The 19,661-nt window shown below is 41.5% G+C and carries 18 protein-coding genes; 8 read left to right on the forward strand and 10 right to left on the reverse strand.

The window, feature by feature from the left end; translation table 11 throughout:
* Window positions 1-3: 3 nt before the first annotated feature.
* Window positions 4-984, forward strand: a complete 981-nt coding sequence (locus tag INE92_RS15880; RefSeq protein WP_008026172.1) for a bifunctional riboflavin kinase/FAD synthetase — start codon at window positions 4-6, stop codon at window positions 982-984.
* 139 nt (window positions 985-1,123) lie between these two features.
* Window positions 1,124-1,903, forward strand: coding sequence for a CPBP family intramembrane glutamic endopeptidase (locus INE92_RS15885; protein WP_008026168.1), 780 nt, complete (start codon window positions 1,124-1,126; stop codon window positions 1,901-1,903).
* Between the two features lie 15 nt (window positions 1,904-1,918).
* Here the strand turns inward: INE92_RS15885 and INE92_RS15890 are convergent, their stop codons facing one another.
* From INE92_RS15890 to INE92_RS15900, 3 genes are all read right to left on the reverse strand, one after another.
* Entirely contained in the window at window positions 1,919-2,344 is a 426-nt protein-coding gene (locus INE92_RS15890) for a SufE family protein (protein WP_004316653.1), read from the reverse strand.
* Between the two features lie 22 nt (window positions 2,345-2,366).
* Window positions 2,367-3,362: a M20 family metallopeptidase gene (locus tag INE92_RS15895; protein ID WP_004316652.1), complete on the reverse strand. Its 996-nt coding sequence runs from the start codon at window positions 3,360-3,362 to the stop codon at window positions 2,367-2,369.
* Window positions 3,363-3,432: 70 nt separating this feature from the next.
* Window positions 3,433-4,341 (reverse strand): S66 peptidase family protein, encoded by a 909-nt coding sequence (locus tag INE92_RS15900; protein ID WP_015531658.1) that lies wholly within the window; start codon window positions 4,339-4,341, stop codon window positions 3,433-3,435.
* Between the two features lie 217 nt (window positions 4,342-4,558).
* Here INE92_RS15900 and INE92_RS15905 point away from each other — a divergent pair, with 217 nt between their 5' ends.
* Both INE92_RS15905 and buk read left to right on the forward strand, forming a co-directional pair.
* Window positions 4,559-5,518: a phosphate acyltransferase gene (locus tag INE92_RS15905; RefSeq protein ID WP_008026160.1), complete on the forward strand. Its 960-nt coding sequence runs from the start codon at window positions 4,559-4,561 to the stop codon at window positions 5,516-5,518.
* A gap of 25 nt (window positions 5,519-5,543) precedes the next feature.
* The gene (gene buk / locus INE92_RS15910; RefSeq protein ID WP_008018575.1) at window positions 5,544-6,605 is read left to right on the forward strand and encodes a butyrate kinase; all 1,062 of its coding nucleotides are present in this window, start codon (window positions 5,544-5,546) and stop codon (window positions 6,603-6,605) included.
* Between the two features lie 313 nt (window positions 6,606-6,918).
* On the opposite strand, the gene INE92_RS15915 is transcribed toward buk, so the two are convergent.
* The 3 genes from INE92_RS15915 to INE92_RS15925 all read right to left on the reverse strand — a co-directional run bounded on the left by INE92_RS15915 (window position 6,919) and on the right by INE92_RS15925 (window position 10,724).
* Window positions 6,919-8,277 carry a transposase gene (locus tag INE92_RS15915; RefSeq protein ID WP_211421184.1) on the reverse strand — a complete coding sequence of 453 codons (1,359 nt, stop codon included), beginning with the start codon at window positions 8,275-8,277 and terminating at the stop codon, window positions 6,919-6,921.
* A 186-nt stretch (window positions 8,278-8,463) separates the two neighbouring features.
* Window positions 8,464-10,221, reverse strand: a complete 1,758-nt coding sequence (locus tag INE92_RS15920) for an ATP-binding protein (protein ID WP_008018576.1) — start codon at window positions 10,219-10,221, stop codon at window positions 8,464-8,466.
* Between the two features lie 29 nt (window positions 10,222-10,250).
* Entirely contained in the window at window positions 10,251-10,724 is a 474-nt protein-coding gene (locus INE92_RS15925; protein ID WP_004316645.1) for a helix-turn-helix domain-containing protein, read from the reverse strand.
* A gap of 219 nt (window positions 10,725-10,943) precedes the next feature.
* On the opposite strand from INE92_RS15925, the gene INE92_RS15930 reads away from it, so the two are divergent.
* Window positions 10,944-11,207 carry a hypothetical protein gene (locus INE92_RS15930; RefSeq protein ID WP_008644935.1) on the forward strand — a complete coding sequence of 88 codons (264 nt, stop codon included), beginning with the start codon at window positions 10,944-10,946 and terminating at the stop codon, window positions 11,205-11,207.
* Window positions 11,208-11,703: 496 nt separating this feature from the next.
* Here INE92_RS15930 and pnp read toward each other — a convergent pair whose 3' ends face one another.
* Complete coding sequence (gene pnp / locus INE92_RS15935) at window positions 11,704-13,830, reverse strand: polyribonucleotide nucleotidyltransferase (protein WP_004311937.1); 2,127 nt, start codon at window positions 13,828-13,830, stop codon at window positions 11,704-11,706.
* A gap of 196 nt (window positions 13,831-14,026) precedes the next feature.
* On the opposite strand from pnp, the gene INE92_RS15940 reads away from it, so the two are divergent.
* The 3 genes from INE92_RS15940 (at window position 14,027) to INE92_RS15950 (ending at window position 16,268) form a co-directional block, all read left to right on the forward strand.
* Window positions 14,027-15,178 (forward strand): TlpA disulfide reductase family protein, encoded by a 1,152-nt coding sequence (locus INE92_RS15940; RefSeq protein ID WP_004316642.1) that lies wholly within the window; start codon window positions 14,027-14,029, stop codon window positions 15,176-15,178.
* Between the two features lie 181 nt (window positions 15,179-15,359).
* Window positions 15,360-15,824: a transcription elongation factor GreA gene (gene greA / locus INE92_RS15945; protein ID WP_032811363.1), complete on the forward strand. Its 465-nt coding sequence runs from the start codon at window positions 15,360-15,362 to the stop codon at window positions 15,822-15,824.
* A 51-nt stretch (window positions 15,825-15,875) separates the two neighbouring features.
* Window positions 15,876-16,268, forward strand: coding sequence for an HIT family protein (locus tag INE92_RS15950; protein ID WP_004316638.1), 393 nt, complete (start codon window positions 15,876-15,878; stop codon window positions 16,266-16,268).
* Window positions 16,269-16,404: 136 nt separating this feature from the next.
* Here INE92_RS15950 and INE92_RS15955 read toward each other — a convergent pair whose 3' ends face one another.
* From INE92_RS15955 to INE92_RS27165, 3 genes are all read right to left on the reverse strand, one after another.
* Window positions 16,405-17,304 carry a DMT family transporter gene (locus tag INE92_RS15955; protein ID WP_195436773.1) on the reverse strand — a complete coding sequence of 300 codons (900 nt, stop codon included), beginning with the start codon at window positions 17,302-17,304 and terminating at the stop codon, window positions 16,405-16,407.
* Between the two features lie 3 nt (window positions 17,305-17,307).
* Window positions 17,308-18,624: an MFS transporter gene (locus INE92_RS15960; protein ID WP_195436774.1), complete on the reverse strand. Its 1,317-nt coding sequence runs from the start codon at window positions 18,622-18,624 to the stop codon at window positions 17,308-17,310.
* Window positions 18,625-19,450: 826 nt separating this feature from the next.
* The gene (locus INE92_RS27165; RefSeq protein WP_009040165.1) at window positions 19,451-19,633 is read right to left on the reverse strand and encodes a hypothetical protein; all 183 of its coding nucleotides are present in this window, start codon (window positions 19,631-19,633) and stop codon (window positions 19,451-19,453) included.
* Between the last annotated feature and the right edge of the window lie 28 nt (window positions 19,634-19,661).

Here is a 19,661-nt window from a genome sequence, read left to right on the forward strand (position 1 = left end):
GATATGCAGATTATACGTGACACATCGGCTATTAACCCGGAACCCAGTGTAGCTACCATCGGTTTTTTTGATGGAGTACATGCAGGACATCGCTATCTGATTCAGCAAGTGAAAGAGATAGCCGCCGCCAAAGGTCTACGCTCTGCATTGGTTACTTTCCCCGTTCATCCCCGCAAAGTGATGAACACGAATTATCGTCCGGAACTTCTGACTACCCCGGAAGAAAAAATAAGTCTGCTTGCAGACATCGGGGTAGACTACTGCCTGATGCTTGATTTCACCCCGGAAGTTTCCCGGCTTACCGCCCGGGAGTTCATGACACAGCTGTTAAAAGAACGCTATCAGGTAAAATACCTGGTTATCGGCTATGACCATCGTTTCGGGCACAACCGCAGCGAGGGCTTCGAGGATTATGTACGCTATGGGAAAGAAATTGGCATAGAAGTGATTCGCGCCAAAGCATATACCAGCAATATAGAAATAGAGAACGTACCCAACGTTCCGGTAAGTTCTTCCCTGATCCGCAAACTTCTTCATCAAGGAGAAGTGGACTTGGCTGCCGATTGCCTGAAATATGAATACTTCCTGGACGGAATAGTAGTAGGCGGCTATCAGGTAGGCCGCAAAATTGGTTTTCCAACGGCCAATTTAAGCGTGGATGATCCTGATAAACTGATCCCCGCGGACGGTGTATATGCCGTATGGGTGACATTTGATAAAAAGACATATATGGGGATGCTGAACATAGGTGTCCGCCCGACGATTGATAATGGCCCTAACCGGACCATTGAGGTGAATATCCTTCACTTCCATTCGGACATATACGATAAATTCATCCGGCTTACTTTTGTAAAACGGACGCGTCCCGAACTGAAATTCTCCAGTATCGACGAGTTAATAGTGCAACTCCATAAAGATGCAGAAGAGACGGAAGCTATTCTTCTTGCCAGCAAGGCAGGCAGTAACAGCAGAGAAACAAAATAAATAATACAATAACCGAACAATAATAATTTAAAAATAGATTCTTATGCAAAAGTCATTTATGAGCATCTCTTTGGTGGTAATAGCTATTTCGATGTTAGCTATGTTTATCTATAGTTTCTTTACAACTAACTAAAGACCAATGAAAACGGCTATCAAACTGATATTAATAGACCTTCTCATTGCACAGATTGTCGCCCCTATCCTGATTATGATTCCCTGTACGATCTATTTGTTAGTCACCACAGGAGATTTGGATAAGGTTGCCCTGACGCAAATGATTATGATTCCGGCCCAATTAGCCGGTCAGATTATGATGGGTATTTATCTATGGAAAGCCGGCTATATCAGTAAAAAGAAAGCGACATGGTCGCCTGTATCAGTGCCATTCCTAATTTGTAGCGGGCTGGCTATTCTCACCGCTGGCTTTCTGGTATCTGCACTTATGGGACTGCTAGACTGGATACCCAACATCATGGAGCAATCTTTCGACATTCTCCAATCCGGTTGGGGCGGTATTCTTGCAATAGCTATCATCGGTCCTGTACTTGAAGAAATCTTGTTTCGCGGAGCAATCACCCGAGCTTTACTTCAACAATATAATCCGACTAAAGCCATTCTGATTTCCGCGCTTCTGTTCGGCGTCTTTCATATAAATCCGGCCCAGATCCTTCCCGCATTTCTGATCGGTATCCTGCTGGCATGGACTTATTACAAAACAGGCAGCCTGATACCTTGTATACTCATGCACGTGCTCAACAACTCGCTATCCGTATATCTTAGCATCAAATATCCCGAAGCCGAGAATATGGATGACCTGATTAACGGTAGCCCGTATCTCGTCACTCTGGTCGGTTCAATCCTGCTACTTATCTGCACCATACTGACCATGAACAATCTGACTTCCAGAAAGCAACCATAAAAAAAGGGAAGTTTTTCACTTCCCCTCTTTTGCTTTGAATGCTAGTGCATACATTCGTATTTGTTTCACCATCGACAGCAAACCATTGCTACGCGTTGGCGACAGATGCTCTTTCAGCCCAATCTTGTCTATAAAATAAAGATCTGTATTCAAGATTTCATCAGGAGTATGTCCTGAAAGGACTTTAATCAATAAGGCAATAATTCCTTTGACTATCAAAGCATCACTTTCCGCTTTAAAAACGATTTTACCATCTACATCATCCGCTTGAAGCCACACCCTACTTTGGCATCCTTCAATCAGATTTTGTTCCGTCTTATATTTTTCTTCAAGTGGTTCCTGCTCATTTCCTAAGTCAATAAGTAGTTGATAACGGTCCATCCAATCGTCGAAGTCACTGAATTCTGCAATCACTTCGTCCTGTAATTCATTAATTGACATTATAAATAATTATTTAATCCTGTTATTTCTCATTATAGATCACTTCCAATACCGTCTGGCCTACTGCTTTCAACGTATTCTTATCTATATGCTCCATATTGTCATTGACGGTATGCCATGTCGGAGTAAAGTCACCCTCCTGATTATATGGAATAATATCGATTGTTTTAATACGTGCCAAGCGATTAATGAACAGATGGTCGTCGGTAACAAATCCTCCGTTACCATCCATGAACGTCTTCCCGTTGCCAATCTTCTTCGCCGCTTTCCAGACTTTCTTATTTATATCGGGAGCAAATTCTTCAGAATATCCCTCTTTCATAAACACGCTACCTTCACCGCCCACCATATCGAGCAGGATGCCAAAACGTGCATTATATCCCTGTACATGAGGATTGCGTGCCCAATACTGTGATCCGAGACACCAGAATTCCTCTTTATGCTGCCCCGTATAGAACTGCGGCGCACCATAATCCTCTGCATCCAGCAAAATAATATCGATACCTAACTCCGGTTGTTGCTGATTGACCAAGCGAGCTATTTCCAATAAAGCCCCTACACCACTGGCACCATCATTGGCACCCAAAATCGGAGTATTATGATTCTTCTCGTCAGGATCGTTATCAGCCCATGGACGTGTATCCCAGTGCGCAAACAGAGCGATTCGTTTTTTGCTTTCCGGCTTATAAGAACCGATAATGTTTCTCGCTTTCAACAGAGTTCCGTCATAAGCAATTAAATCTGCATATTGATTAGTCACTTGAGCACCGAAAGCCTCCAACTGACCGGCAAGGTAATTGCCACAGGCAACATGTTCTTTTGTATTAGGAACACGAGGTCCGAAATCCACCTGATTCTTTACATACAAATAAGCACTATCCGCATCAAATTGAGGTACATTCACTGCTGTCTCTTCGCTTTGTTCACTCGTACTATTTGCCTTATTACCTCCTCCGCAAGAGAATGCTGATAATAACAAAAAGGCACTCATTAATACTATCATAGTTTTCTTTTTCATCGTCCTTTCATCTATTAGGGCTTCAAAATTAGTTATTTTCATCACAGCATCGTTCAGATGGAATGGTTTATTAACATATAAACTTCAGTTCCACATTTTTCTTTCCGACCACAAGTTCCACTTTTGCGCCATTTATAAGCGGCAGATTATGAGTCACGTGTCCTACCGGAAAATTAAAGCAGACCGGATAATCATACTCTTTTACTAAATCCGCCAAAGCTGCATACAATTCCTTACCCAACGAACAGTCTTCTTCATATTCCGTAAATTGGCCGATAATCAGTCCGGACAGTTTTTCAAGCACGCCTCCCAATTTCAAATTATACATCATACGCTCGATGGCATGCGGACGTTCGCTGACATCTTCAATAAACAGTATCGTCCCTTCTGCCGGAATATCGTATGGAGTTCCCCGCAAACCGTATGCTACCGCCATATTACCACCATGCAAAACGCCTTGTGCAGTCCCCTGCTTATTCAGTTTGTGCTTCTCGCACGTATAAGAAGGGATATTCCCAAATAAGATATCCTTCAGATAGTTCGTACAAAGATCATCTTCCGGTTCTACCGTAAGATGACGGGCCATCAACGAATGTAGAGAAGCATATCCATTTTTCTGAAACAGATTGTGCAACGCTGTTATATCGCTAAAACCCAGTAACCATTTCGGATGTTCACGAAAAGCCGTAAAATCAATTTTATCAATCAAATGTACCGCCCCGTACCCTCCGCGACTACACAGAATAGCTTTCACCTCAGGGTCGTCCATCGCGTCCTGCAAATCTTTCAGCCGTTGCCTGATTGTTCCGGCATATCTCCCGGATGAACTTCCGGCATATTTTCCCATAGCCACTTTCAAGCCCCATGATTCTATCCGTTTCTTGGCTCCTTTCAGGAATTGTTGGTCTATCTTACTCGAAGGTGATACAATAACCACTTTATCACCTTTCTGCAAAAAGGGAGGAAATTGAATATCCATATATATTCTTATTTAATTGACTTTCGTTGATAAAATACCAGACTGCCCGGATGCATTTGTTTTCATCTGCAAAAATACAGGAAAAAACGGTTCCATGCACATCCAACAGTCAAAACAAATGAAATATAGCAAAATGTTACATAACGGATGCATTTTTTCGGGTTATAATCGTTATTTTTTCAATCATTTTTCTGATATTTGCTAAAAATCTAACGTTATGGAACCTATTCTAAATTTTGCCCAGCTAACGGCCCATCTCAAAAAACTAAACCATAGAAAACGAATTGCCGTGGTCTGTGCCAACGATCCTAACACAGAGTATGCCATCTCTCGTGCGCTGGAAGAGGGAATTGCAGAATTTCTTATGATTGGAGATTCTACAATTCTGAAGAAATATCCCACGCTCAAACAATATCCCGAATATGTAAAAACTATCCATATCGAAAATCCGGACGAAGCGGCACGCGAGGCTGTCCGTATCGTTCGCGAAGGGGGAGCCGATATTTTGATGAAAGGGATTATCAATACAGACAACTTACTGCACGCCATACTCGACAAAGAAAAAGGGTTGTTGCCGAAAGGAAAAATCCTCACGCATTTGGCAGTGATGGAAATTCCTACTTATCATAAACTGCTTTTCTTTTCGGATGCTGCGGTCATTCCGCGTCCCACGCTACAACAACGCATAGAGATGATTTGGTATGCTATCTGTACCTGCCGCCACTTTGGCATCGAGCAGCCGCGTGTCGCATTGATTCACTGTACGGAAAAAGTGAGTGCCAAGTTCCCTCATTCATTAGATTATGTGAATATCGTAGAGCTTGCCGAAGCGGGAGAATTCGGAAATGTGATTATTGACGGCCCGCTGGATGTACGTACTGCGTGCGAACAGGCAAGTGGTGATATTAAAGGGATTGTATCTCCTATCAACGGACAGGCAGACGTACTGATATTCCCGAACATCGAATCGGGCAATGCATTCTACAAATCTGTCTCCCTGTTTGCAAAAGCAGAGATGGCAGGATTACTGCAAGGACCTATTTGTCCTGTAGTACTTCCGTCGCGTAGCGATTCCGGCTTGTCCAAATATTATAGCATTGCGATGGCATGCTTACAAGTGTCAGGAGATTGCGAGTGCAGAAAACAGGCCAGTCAGGTCACCAACTCATCATTCTAAATTCACCATTTAAAACTCACCATTCATGAAAATACTGGTTATCAACCCCGGCTCAACTTCTACAAAGATTGCGGTTTACGAAAACGAGACTCCGTTATTTATCAGCAATATAAAACATTCCGTAGAAGAGCTGTCTGCTTTTCCCGAGGTAATAGATCAGTTTGAATTCCGCAAAAATCTGGTATTACAAGAATTGGAGAATAACAAGATTCCTTTTTCTTTTGACGCAATCATCGGACGCGGAGGTTTGGTGAAACCGATACCGGGCGGAGTGTATGAGGTGAACGATGCCATGAAACGTGATACAGTGCATGCCATGCGTACCCATGCCTGCAACTTAGGAGGACTGATTGCCAGCGAACTGGCCGCCACCCTACCCGATTGCCCGGCTTTCATCGCTGATCCGGGAGTGGTGGATGAACTGGAAGACATAGCCCGCATTACAGGTTCTCCGTTAATGCCGAAAATTACCATCTGGCACGCCTTGAACCAAAAAGCAATCGCGCGGCGTTTCGCCAAAGAACAAGGGACGCAATACGAAGAGTTGGATTTAATCATCTGCCATTTAGGAGGAGGTATTTCTGTCGCAGTCCATCACCATGGAAGAGCCATCGACGCCAACAATGCGTTGGACGGCGAAGGCCCTTTCTCACCGGAACGCGCCGGCACACTTCCTGCCGGTCAACTGATCGACCTTTGTTTTAGCGGTCAGCATACCAAAGACGAATTGAAGAAACGTATTTCCGGACGTGCCGGATTGACTGCTCATTTAGGTACGACCGATGTGCCTGCCATCATCCAATCGATAGAAGAAGGAGATAAAAAGGCGGAATTAATACTGGACGCCATGATTTATAATGTTGCAAAAGCGATAGGCGCCAGTGCTACTGTACTTTGCGGGAAAGTAGATGCTATCCTCCTGACAGGAGGAATCGCTTATTCGGACTATGTGGTTTCAAGGCTGAAAAAAAGAATCTCTTTCCTGGCTCCCATCTATGTTTATCCGGGAGAGAATGAAATGGAGTCGTTAGCTTTTAATGCCATAGGAGCATTGAAAGGAGAATTGCCGATACAAGTTTATAAGTAACATAAACTATTGATTTATCGGTTTCACCTTATTTTACTTTATACTTTTATCTGTTATCTCCTTATTTATCAGCATTTCAAGAATTAGGTAGGGATATTCAGTAAATGTTCCTCTTTCTAAAAAATCAAGAGAAAAGCTTTGCTTTACGTGAGCTTTTCTCTTGATTTTTTCGTTCAACTCTCCCAGTCTTCTATCTTTTTTGTAGAATATTGTTTACATATTCTTATTTTTTCCTTCCCACCCATGCATTATGTACATGTCTTTTTTAGGGGAAGTTAAAACCTCTCCTGTTTTTCCTGTTATTTTAGTTAGATTATGCTGCCTTTCTTTTTTTCTTTTCGACCTTTTCTATCATACATACCGCATTGGCTGTATGTATCCCAAAGAAACTCCAAAGTACTTCCGTTTTCCTGTTTCTAGCTTTTATCCTGGCCAGTGAGTAATGTTGTTTCTGCGTTCCAAAACTTCCTTCCAGGCGGGTAGCTCTTTCACGGCTGAGTTCCGACCGTAAGATTTTCCGAAGCGGCTCATCTTTGGCAGCTCTGCCCTTACGCTTAAAGGAAGTACTTATATGATATTTTGTACAAAATTTCCGGTTGGCATTATTGGCATAGATTGAATCCGCCGCAAGCGCCTTAACCCTAACCCCGGTCAGTTGTTGTTGCAGATGAATACAGTCTTTCAAACGTACTCCTTCGTTAAAAGCCTTAAAGGAGATATGTTCTATAAAGGAGATTCCGTCTATCTGTATATTGTTGACTTTGGCTCCGAATTCAACGGATTTGGTTTCCTTGCCTCTGATAATGGGGCGAAGGTAATGCCGGTCGATACTCACGATACGGTTGGACACTTTTTTGCCTGCAAATAAATTCTTCCCTTGCTCAAGGACTGTCTGTATGACCGAGAAACGTCTTTGGTAATCAGAGGATAGTGTAAGCCTGTTCCTGTAGGATGAATGAAGCAGCTCCAGCTGGTCAAGTAACTTTTCCAATAACTGAAGTAACCTTCGTGTAATCATACGAGTCTGTGATTTCTTGCGTTTACGCAGTTTGCTATAAGCAAGATAGGCACGGCGTACATCAAGATACTTGTTACGGGGACGTTGTATGTGCAAGGTCTGGCAATGTTTGCACAGATGACGATGAAGCCATACAATACCTTCCCATAAGAGTTTGGTATCAGTAGGGAAACGCAGATGACTTTCATAACAGGTGGCATCGGTCATACAGACATGAAGGTTCTCAAGATAAGGTGTCCAATGCTCGGCAAGAATGAGCTGGAGGGACTCAACGTCAAGGCGATCCGCTAGTTCCTGACGAATTGCACTAACGATTTTAGGATTGGTTAGTGGATGAAGCGGATCAATCTGAACACCACAAAATAACTGGTAATGAATATTACCGTTTAAATGCTCAATCAGTTGTGCATCGGAAAAGTTGGTATAGGACTTCAAGACCATCAAGGCTATTTTACCTTCGGGAGAAAAATAACTTTTACGCCCAAAAGGAGAGGACTTCAAATGCATTTGTCGGGCCAGTTCCGAGAAAGGGAACAGAGAATGGAGGCGACCTAATTCACTCGTTGCAAAACTTTGACGATATTTTTTAAGCATATCGAACTCGGTAAAACCTAAACAAGGTTCGATTTCTGAGATTTTTTGTATCTTTACCATGTGTTTTTATTTTTAATTACCCCCGTTTTGGCCGTCAAACCGTTTTTTGGGGGGAATGCTTAAAGATACAAAAAAGGCAACTAACTCGCAATGAATTAGTTGCCTTAAATTTTATTATTTTAGGAATATCCCTAGGTAAAATGGATGAACCGCAAACCTTACAATAACATTTATGGTACTTATTTCTTAAGAAAGAGTTACCTCCTCCAATAAAACAAGCTCCCAGCTACGCCAAACAATAGTAATTAACTTCAGTTCACCTTTCGCCTTGGCTTCTGCCACCAGCTCATCTTCACTATAACGAAGTAACTGTTCGCGCGCCTCATCAGCAAGGGCACGTATTTCTTTTTCCGAAGCACCGGCTTTTGCATATTTCACCTCAAGCAGATAGGTGAAAGGAGGAAGTACGGGAACCGACAGACTAGGTTTGAAGAAGAAATCTGCAAAGCCTTTATTCAATTCGTATTCCGGATAAAGTTGATAATAACGATACATTCCTAAATAAGCAAGCAAGAAGCCTTTAATGTGCGCTTCACCTTCAATATATTCACGAATACGGCTTTGCTCACGAACAGCGTTGGCGATAAAATCGAACAAAGGTTTCCAATCTCCTCTGAAAGCCATATTCTCAAATAAAGCACTCATCTTGTTCATGTCTATTTTAAAGATATCATGCTTGATGTAGCCTTGTATCAAGAAGTTAAAAAGCTGTTCTCTTACAACTAAATTCGGTACATGCAGGATGGGTCTTCCCACCATATCTACACCTTTGATGGAAAGAAGTCCGAAATAGAATAATAAAGACTTGAAATTACTGGGGTCCGTCATCTCCAATGCAGAAAAATGAGTAACAATGTCAGTAATAATCTCTCCTTGCTCGGCTATTTCCTTTATAACAGAAAAATTCTCTCCCAATCCATGATCTAATTTTATCAAGTATGCCAACTTGTTAAAGTCAGTGCGAATGTTAGGGTCTACAATTTCTTTAGGCTTTTTATGATGAAGTACAAAAGATTTCAGAAAATAAAGTGCCATGTCAGAATTAAACATACACTGTTCCAATGTATCTTCACTAAAGCAATAATTGTCATAATTGGGTTTCATCATGGCAACTATTTCATCTATAGATTCTTGAAGTACTCCCTGCTCTTTATAATATTCCAGCATCTCACGCAACTCATTCTCACTGAATCCAACCAAATCATTAAACCATGAATCATTTGTGATATTGGTTCCGATGTTAAAGCCACTAGTTACATCATCCATCGTCACCGGACTCACTCCGGTAATAAACAACCGTTCAAGAGCAGCTCCGGTTCCGGTAGTGGCAGATTTTATCACGTTAAAGAAGCCACGAATAAAACCTTCGCCATGCGTTGCTTTCCTGTAAAACTCCGTACCGTAAGTTGAAAGAATGGTATTGGTGAAATTATCGTATTCATCAATAAGTAAATAAATACGAATATTTTTCTTACGGGTAGCATAGGAATTAACCGCAGACAGAAAAGCACCGGGTTCTTCTTGTATTTTCTCATCAAGAACATCCCAAATTTCTTTTCCTAACAAATCTTCATACTTAAAGACAAAATCTTTAAGTTTGCTACAACAATGTAGCTTAAACGATAGTTCTACTTCGTTGACATTGGAACTCACTTCCGAAAAATTAAATCGCATGATGAGAAACTGATTGTGAAGCTTCGTCGGATGCTGACCTATGTATAGCTGACCAAACAACTCGTCAAACTGTTCAGCATGATTTACGTCATAATAGGCCTCTAACATAGCCAAAGTCAGACTCTTCCCAAATCTACGAGGACGTATCAGAAACAGATAAGGCGGTTGCATCTCTATTTTTTCAATGAACATTGTCTTATCTACATAATAATAATTCTCTTTCTGAATTCGGCTAAAATCAGTTATTCCGTAAGGTATTTGTTTCATCATATTGCGATTCCTTTCAATTTATCTGTCTCTTATTTCTGCAGACTTTTTTCAATATTCTGCAAACGGCGTTCTAATGCTGCATACTTTTCATCCTTTTCTTTTAAAAGACGCTCGTAGAGTTCAGTGATTTTGTCGATAGGATTGAAGTTGTTAACTCGACTATCATTAATACTATCTTCGGTATCAGACTTAACTATACCCATGCTGATGTTTGCCCCACCTGCACTTTGTTCTGAATTATTCACCGTATTATTTTCAAACACCACCGTCTGTGCATCCTCCTCCAAAGTCTTGAGATAATCGAAAGGGACATTCAATGCACGTGCAAAGCGTTGCAACATCTCATCATCAATCACCTTCATCTTCTCATATTTAGAAACAGCAGGTTGTGAGAGATGTACTAATTCACTCAAACCCTCCTGGTTCATATTCTTTTCAATACGGGTACGACGTATATTGCGTCCGTGATGGACTCTCCCAATTGTCAATTCTTCTGTTTCCATTTTTATTTTCTTTCTTTTTAAAATCCAACAAATATACAAATGAAAAGTTTCGCTCGAAGCAAATATACGAAAAAAACGAATAGATGTGATAATATGGATAAAAGGAATATTACAACTTGACAAATAGAATAAAATGAATACTTCAAACAGCGCATAATGTGTTAAATTATCACGAACTTTACCGCACGAAAGGGCAACAAAACAAAAGAGCAAGTGAAGATGAAAAGAATATTGACAAGCAAAGAATACAGGTTCATAAAAGGGCTCAAAGAATTGATGACTAAATACAATGCAGTGATCTCTACAGATGCACAAGGAAAAATTGAGATTGTTGTGAATGAAGACGACGAATCATTTGATTTTGAAACAGAAAGCACGATCTATTTAGGAGAATGTTTTTCGGATGATGAGCTAAATGAATTACTGGAAAAGAACTTAGCACACATAATACGAATAAAAGAGGAGTATAAAACAAACTTGTAAACGGATTTATATAATTGAAAAATCATTAATCCAAATTTCTATATAAACACCCCACCAGATTTCTTTAGAACCAACGGCCTCTTCCTTTTAAAGGAAGGGGTCGTTCCTTTAAAAGGAGTGAAGCTTTGGTTTTAAAGCAAGAAAAACGACCTTATTAACTGGTATATTTGCCTGTATCATAAACTTTTTAAATAAAAAAGCTCTTTCAAAGAAATTTTTCTCATATCTTTGCGACGTGTTAAGTTAATAAATTGATTAAGGTCGATTTTTGACTGTTTCGAATCGGGAAGTATGGGGGTACTTTCCGATTCTTTTTTGGGGAGGATATAATAAGGTGTCTTTCATCTTTTTAAAGGTTTTAATAAACTGGATAAATCTAATATATACTAACTCTATATATAAAACAGTTCAACTCCGGAGGATACTAATAAAAAAGAAGGCTGTTTCAAAATTAAATTTGAAACAGCCTTCATTATATATAGAAGCTATCGCTTTCTTACTTCTTTTCCGGTCTTGGCAACAATACCTTGCGTGAAAGTTTGAATTTGCCAGTTTTCGGATCGATATCAATCAGTTTTACCTCGATTTCATCACCTTCTTTGATTCCGGCTTCTTCTACTGTTTCCAGACGTTTCCAGTCAATTTCGGAGATGTGCAGCAAACCATCCTTGCCCGGCAAGAATTCGATAAATGCACCATAAGGCATAATAGAACGAACTTTACCTTTATAAACTTCGCCTACTTCAGGAACAGCAACGATTGCTTTAATCATGCGCATTGCATCATCAATACATTTCTTGTTTGTTCCGGAAACTTCGATGCGTCCCATACCATCAATTTCTTCGATAGTAATCACAGCACCAGTTTCTTCCTGCATACCTTGGATGATCTTTCCACCAGGGCCGATCACAGCACCGATGAATTCTTTAGGAATTGTCATCGTTTCGATACGTGGAGCATGTTCTTTCAGGTCGGCACGTGGTTCAGCAATTGTTTCAGTAATCTTATTAAGGATATGCATACGTCCTTCTTTAGCCTGGTTCAAAGCACGTTCCAGAATGTCATAAGACAGACCGTCTACCTTGATATCCATCTGTGTAGCAGTGATACCGTCTTTTGTTCCGGTCACCTTGAAGTCCATATCTCCCAAGTGGTCTTCGTCACCCAGGATATCAGACAATACAGCATATTTTTCTTCGCCCGGATTCTTAATCAATCCCATAGCGATACCCGATACCGGTTTCTTGATCTTCACACCTGCATCCATCAATGCCAATGTGCCGGCACATACGGTAGCCATAGAAGAAGAACCGTTAGATTCGAGGATATCTGAAACCACACGTACTACATACGGATAGTCAGCAGGAATCTGTCCTTTCAAAGCACGCCAAGCCAAGTGACCGTGACCGATTTCACGACGGCCTACACCACGTTGTGCTTTTGCTTCGCCTGTAGAGAAAGGAGGGAAGTTATAGTGTAACAAGAAACGTTCTTTTCCGTGTTCCAAAACATCGTCGATAATCTTCTCATCCAGTTTTGTACCCAGAGTAACAGAAGTCAATGACTGTGTTTCACCACGAGTAAAGATAGCAGATCCGTGAGGGCCAGGCAGAGGACCTACTTCACACCAGATCGGGCGGATTTCGGTAGTCTTACGACCATCCAGACGCTTACCTTCGTCAAGGATAGAACGGCGCATGGCCTCTTTTTCTACATCGTGGTAGTAACGATCGATCAATGCAGCCTTTTCGTCCAATTCTTCTTCAGAGAATTGAGCTTTGAATTCTTCGCGGATCGCTTCGAAAGCAGCAAAACGTTCGTGTTTGTTATTGTTTCCGGAAGCAGCAACTGCGTAAGCCTTGTCGTAACATGCTTCGCGAACAGCCTTGCGCAAGTCTTCGTCGTTTACTTCGTGGTTGTATTCACGTTTTACAGTTTTTCCAACCTCTTCAGTCAACTCCATCTGCGCTTTGCAATGAATCTTGATAGCTTCGTGAGCCACTTTCATTGCTTCCAGCAATTCAGCTTCAGATACTTCATGCATTTCACCTTCTACCATCATGATGTTCTCATAAGTAGCGGCTACCATCAAGTCCATGTCAGCTTTTTCCAGTTGTTCAAAAGTAGGATTGATAACGAACTGACCGTCGATACGTGCTACACGCACTTCAGAGATCGGTCCGTTGAAAGGAATATCTGAAACGGCAAGTGCTGCAGAAGCGGCAAGTCCTGCCAATGCATCCGGCATATCCACACCATCAGCAGAAAAGAGGATGATGTTCACATATACCTCTGCGTGATAATTATCGGGGAATAAAGGACGGAGAGCACGGTCTACAAGACGGCAAGTAAGAATCTCATAATCAGAAGCTCTACCTTCTCGCTTGGTGAAACCACCAGGGAAACGGCCGAATGCCGCAAATTTTTCTTTGTACTCTACCTGTAAAGGCATAAAATCTGTTCCGGGAACTGCATCTTTAGCGGCACAAACAGTAGCTAACAACATGGTGTTGCCCATGCGAAGCATTACAGAACCGTCTGCCTGTTTTGCCAACTTTCCCGTCTCGAGTGTGATGGTTCTTCCATCAGGTAACTCGATTGTCTTAACAATTGGGTTAATCATAAAAATTGTTTTATCTATACTTTTTCTTTCAAAATTCCTGCAAAGATATACATTTATCGTGGTAATCAGGTGGAAATGAGGTAAAAAGTTAGTGGTGAACTGATTTTTTTTCAAAATTAGGATGAAGAACCCGGCAAAATGCTTTGACTAATCTCGAAAAGAAGTATATTTGCATCTCGTTAATAACACACACTATATGAAAAAGGTTACTTTTGCAGCGCTCGCCGCACTTACTATTACTGCTTGTAGTTCCGGTCCTAAATTCCAGGTGAACGGGGATGTATCAGGAGCCGACGGTAAAATGCTTTATCTCGAAGCTTCCGGTCTGGAAGGTATTGTTCCACTCGATTCAGTGAAGCTGAAGGGGGAAGGTACATTCAGTTTCAAGCAGCCTCGTCCCGAATCACCCGAATTTTATCGCTTGCGGATTGACGACAAAATCATCAATTTTTCTGTAGATTCTATCGAAACAATTCAGATCAAAGCGCCGTATGTGGATTTCTCCACTACTTACACGGTGGAAGGTTCGGAAAACAGCAACAAGATAAAAGAGCTGACGCTGAAGCAGATCCGCCTGCAAAAAGAGGTGGACGACTTGCTGGCAGCTTTACGCAGTAACAGAATGGGGCATGATGTATTTGAAGACAGTCTGGCAACGTTGCTCAACAATTACAAGGAAGATGTCAAAGTGAACTATATTTTCGCTGCTCCCAACACGGCAGCCGCTTACTTTGCCCTGTTCCAGAAACTCAATAATTATCTGATATTCGATCCGTTGAACAATAAAGATGATGTGAAATGTTTCGCTGCTGTCGCTACGAGCCTCAACAATGCGTTCCCTCATGCCGTACGTTCCAAGAACCTTTATAATATTGTAATTAAGGGGATGAAGAACACGCGCCAGCCACAGGCGAAAGCATTGGAGATTCCTCAAGAGAAAATTGTGGAAACCGGCATTATCGACATCGCCCTGCGTGACGTGAAAGGAAATGTGCGCAAACTGACCGACCTGAAAGGAAAAGTCGTATTGCTCGATTTCTCTGTATTCCAGTCGCCTGCCGGTTCTCCTCACAACCTGATGCTTCGCGAACTATATAATGAATACGCAAAACAAGGACTGGAAATATACCAAGTATCTCTCGATGCGGACGAACACTACTGGAAAACTGCGGCAGACAACCTTCCCTGGGTTTGTGTACGCGATGGAAACGGAGTATATTCTACCAACGTAGCTGTATATAATGTTCGTCAAGTTCCATCTATCTTTTTGATTAACCGTAACAACGAATTAAAGCTTCGCGGCGAAGATATCAAGGATTTGGAAGCAGCTGTCAAGTCATTGCTCTAAGTTGTTATAATTTAGCATATTTCATTTAAATATGTTACATAGCATCTTTTTTCACTTGACACGTATCACTTAAAAGTCTATCTTTGCAAAGAAATAATGATAAGAGGGTTCCAACATGGCTCATGTTGGAATTCTTTTTTGTTTATATGACCATTTAAAACAATTAAAGGAGGAAAACATCATGGCTTATATGTCAGAAGAAGGTTACAAGAAACTGATGGCGGAACTGAAGGAACTGGAAACAGTGGAACGCCCGAAGATCTCTGCGGCAATAGCCGAAGCCAGAGATAAAGGAGACTTGTCGGAAAATGCAGAATACGATGCCGCCAAAGAGGCGCAGGGTATGCTTGAAATGCGCATCAACAAATTGAAAGCTACCATTGCAGACGCAAAAATCATTGATGAATCTAAGCTGAAAACAGATTCTGTACAGATTTTAAATAAAGTGGAACTGAAGAATGTAAAGAACGGTATGAAGATGACTTATACCATCGTTTCCGAAAGTGAAGCTAACCTGAAGGAAGGAAAGATTTCCGTTAACACCCCGATTGCACAAGGTCTGCTTGGCAAGAAGGTGGGTGATGTAGCCGAAATCACTGTTCCACAAGGCAAAATTGCATTGGAAGTAGTAAACATATCAATTTAACGTAAAGGCAGGTCTCCTTGTGGGGCTTGCCTTCATTTATCAATAAAAGTTATGGCAACAATATTCAGTAGAATCATCGCAGGCGAAATCCCCTGCTACAAGGTGGCGGAAAACGAAAAGTTTTTTGCGTTTCTCGATATCAATCCGTTGGTAAAGGGACATACATTGGTGGTGCCCAAACAGGAAGTAGACTATATTTTCGATTTGAGCGATGAGGACCTGGCTGCTATGCATGTATTTGCAAAGAAAGTGGTCCGTGCCATTGAAAAAGCTTTCCCCTGTAAAAAGGTGGGCGAAGCGGTTATCGGACTGGAAGTTCCTCATGCACATATTCATTTAATTCCTATTCAAAAGGAATCGGATATGTTGTTCTCGAATCCGAAACTGAAATTGTCGGATGAAGAATTCAAGTCCATAGCACAAGCGATCAACTCCTCTCTATAAAACATGATGATGAAATAAGCAAGAGTGTTCTGTGAAGGACGCTCTTTTTTTGTTCCATGCCTTGAAACAAAGTGTTCCTCGGTGTGAAACGAAGTGTTCCTCACCGAGGAACAACCTGTTCCACACGGAGAAACTTTTATCGTTCCTTGCTTTCGGCAACTTCTACCAAATAAACTCCGATACAGATAAAAATAATGGCAAACGTCTGCGTCCAGCTAAAACGGTCTTGTCCCAAAGCAAGGGAGGCAATAGTTGCCACAATCAGAATCAGATAACCATAAATGGCAACCACCGTTGTCTTCAGATATTTCAAACCGACAGGCAACAACATATAACTGATAGTGGTCGGGAAAATCAATACGAACATCAGGATAAGGAAAGGTGTCCAATGGAACGGCATGGAGAATACCGGGGCATCAAATCCCGTAATGAACGTTACTATTATAGCAGATACAGCAGCACCGGAAAAAGTATAGCGCAACATGGTTATTGCTCCGATAGCAGTCAAGATACGCTGACTAAGAATCAGATAGACAGCATATACCACAGAGCTAAGAAGACAAAGCATATTTCCCGTGAAAGCATCGGACGCCAAATCATCACTTTGCTGGGTTAAAATACAAACCAATGCTCCTATCAGACCGATAGAAATTCCTATTATTTTTTTTGTGGTCGCCTTCTCCTTATAAAAGAATATCATCATGAGAAAAACCCAAATAGGCTGGAGACTGGTAAAAATAGAACTGGAAACAGGAGTCGTTTTACTCAATCCGGCCAGGTAAAGAAACATAAAGCCATAAAGTCCCAAGGCCCCCAACAGGAAAAGAAGCCATTTATCTTTGGCGGATGATTTTTCCGGAGGCATAAACCACCCGATTACCCAAAAGGCTGCTGCTGCAAACGTGCAGCGAAGGGTTGCTCCTATCAGCGGACTCATCCACAAAGGCAGAAGATACTTCAGGGCATTCATATTTAACCCGCTAAAAACTTTCGAGACGGCCATGCTAAGATTGGCTTCCAGTTTCTTATTCTTCATTTTTTATTTCAATTGGTCGTTAAACAAAAAGGTATGACGGCGCCGATATGCCCAGAAAAGAGTGACAACAGTAATCAGCAGATTAAAGATAAACGGAAACTCTTGCGATTGGGTATGGAATACCCACTGGAAAAAATCGACGATAAAGGGATAGAGCAAAATAGCCAGGTAGTTCATCATCATCACAAATGCCAAAGCTAATGTGGTCTTTTGCGGTAATGCGGTCTGCGTGGTCTTGTCATAAAGCATGGGCTGGATAATGCCATACCCTAAACCGACCAGAATACACCCGGGAATAATCAACCACTCTATCGGAGCTATCCAGATTAATAATAGTCCCAATGCCATCGACAACAGGCTATATGCCTTCGTACGTTCTTTAAGCAAGCCTACAATTTTATCCAGACAGAAGCCCGGAGCCGTGATAGCCAGGAAGAAAAGCGAAATCATCAGTCCGGAATTACCACTGGAGAAATGATGCTTTTCCATTAAGAAAGGCAGATTGAAGATCACTACTATTACGATATATGTAATCACCCCATAGAAAAGCATCAATTCTATCAGATGCTTGATGTGAATACCATATTTGCTGCCTCCAATGTCTATGGCAGACTGTCGGGCAGCTTTGCTGTCGTCCGCTGAATTCGTCTCCGGCAAAGTCACCGTCGCCGCATTCGTAGTTGCTACATTTGCCGCCGTAGTAGTAGTAGTATCAGACGAAGAAGATGCCGTTAAAGCGGCTTCTCCGGACCGGTCTTCTTTCAAATGTCCCACCAGCAGAATGGAAACCAACGGAAGAAGATAAACAAGAAAAGGCAGGTGCCAACTGACTTCTGCCAGATAGCCCGTCACGGCAGTTGCTATCACTAACGTAAAATTAGTTATGGCCGAACTCAACCCGAACTGTTTCACCCGATAAGTTCCCACAAAATATCTGGAAACCAATCCGGTAGACAAAGGGATAATAAGTCCGGACCCGATACCGAGCAGAGCACTAACCACAATCAACTGCCACATTCGATTGGATATCAGATACAGAACACCGCTTGCGGCAAAAAGCCAGAGTCCGACTTTCAATACACGGACATAATCGACTTTCTCCGTCAGTTTACCACCCAGCAATATAAAAGGTATGATGAGCAATGATGGCAGTGATGTTAACATCTGTATGTCCAGATCCGTAGCTTTCGGAAATATCTTTGTAAGGTCACCCAATATAGGTGAAACAGCGAGTCCCGGCAATGAAGTCAATGCCGAAATAGACCAAATGGCAATTAAAGTGATAAGAGGAATTGTTCCTCGTCCCGTCTGTATCTTCATAATGCTTATTCGTTAAAAGTTTAGGTTTGAAGAAAACAATAGTCGCTTTATAAAGTTCATTTATTCACCACAGAGGACGCAGAGGACACAGAAGGGAACCTTGTTCATGCCGGTACCGTTTTGAATAAAATAATGGAGCATTCTGGAAACGTTGTGGTAAATCTGAAAAAGATGATTGAGTTTTTAAGATTCTCCGTTATCTTTTTATTATAAGATATGGGTCAAGGGTGAGGGGTGGTGAGGGTAGATTTATAACTTTCGTATTTTTTTTATAGATAAAAAAAGGAGATAGTATAGAAAATAATAAAATAAAAGGTTATAAATCTACCCTCACCACCCCTCACCCTTGACCCATTCATTAGCGCAACGTTTAACTCGTTTCTATGCAGTTCTTAGTTAAATGAGAATTTAATACAGACAGAAGAACATAAGAACAAAAAATAAAATAGCAGTTCAATAAGCAACAGAAATAAGTTTCAAAGCGCAGCATTTATGTTCTTTTGTTCTTATGTCTAAAAATAAATGATCATTTAGTTCATTTCAGTACAGTTCTTAATTAAATGGGAATTTAGCGGTTAAATGGGAATTTTGCAGTTAGGCTGAAAGCCTTACAATTATATATTTATTGGGGTGCCCTGAAAGGGCTTAATTATATAGCGTAGGGCAACGCCCTACGAAAAAGACACACCAGCCACAAGCCCTGAAAGGGCGGAACTGTATACAATTATGCCCTTTCAGGGCGCAAATTCAGATTGTCGTTTTTACGTAGGGCGTTGCCCTACACTATATAATTAAGCCCTTTCAGGGCACTCCGCAAAATTATCATTTAGCTCATTTCTGCACGGAAATGACCAAGATTCACCTTTGTGTCCTCTGCGTCCTCCGTGGTGAATAGGCACGTTTCAATAAGGGCATCCTCCTCCTTAATAAACGCCAAATAATGTAAAACCCGGAAACTTTCAAAACTATCTGCTGTTGTTGTGGGAAATTCGACGGGGAAAATCCCCATCGCCCTAAACCTTTAAAAAAACAAATTA

Origin of the sequence: Bacteroides xylanisolvens (assembly GCF_018289135.1) — a bacterium.
GTDB lineage: Bacteria > Bacteroidota > Bacteroidia > Bacteroidales > Bacteroidaceae > Bacteroides > Bacteroides xylanisolvens.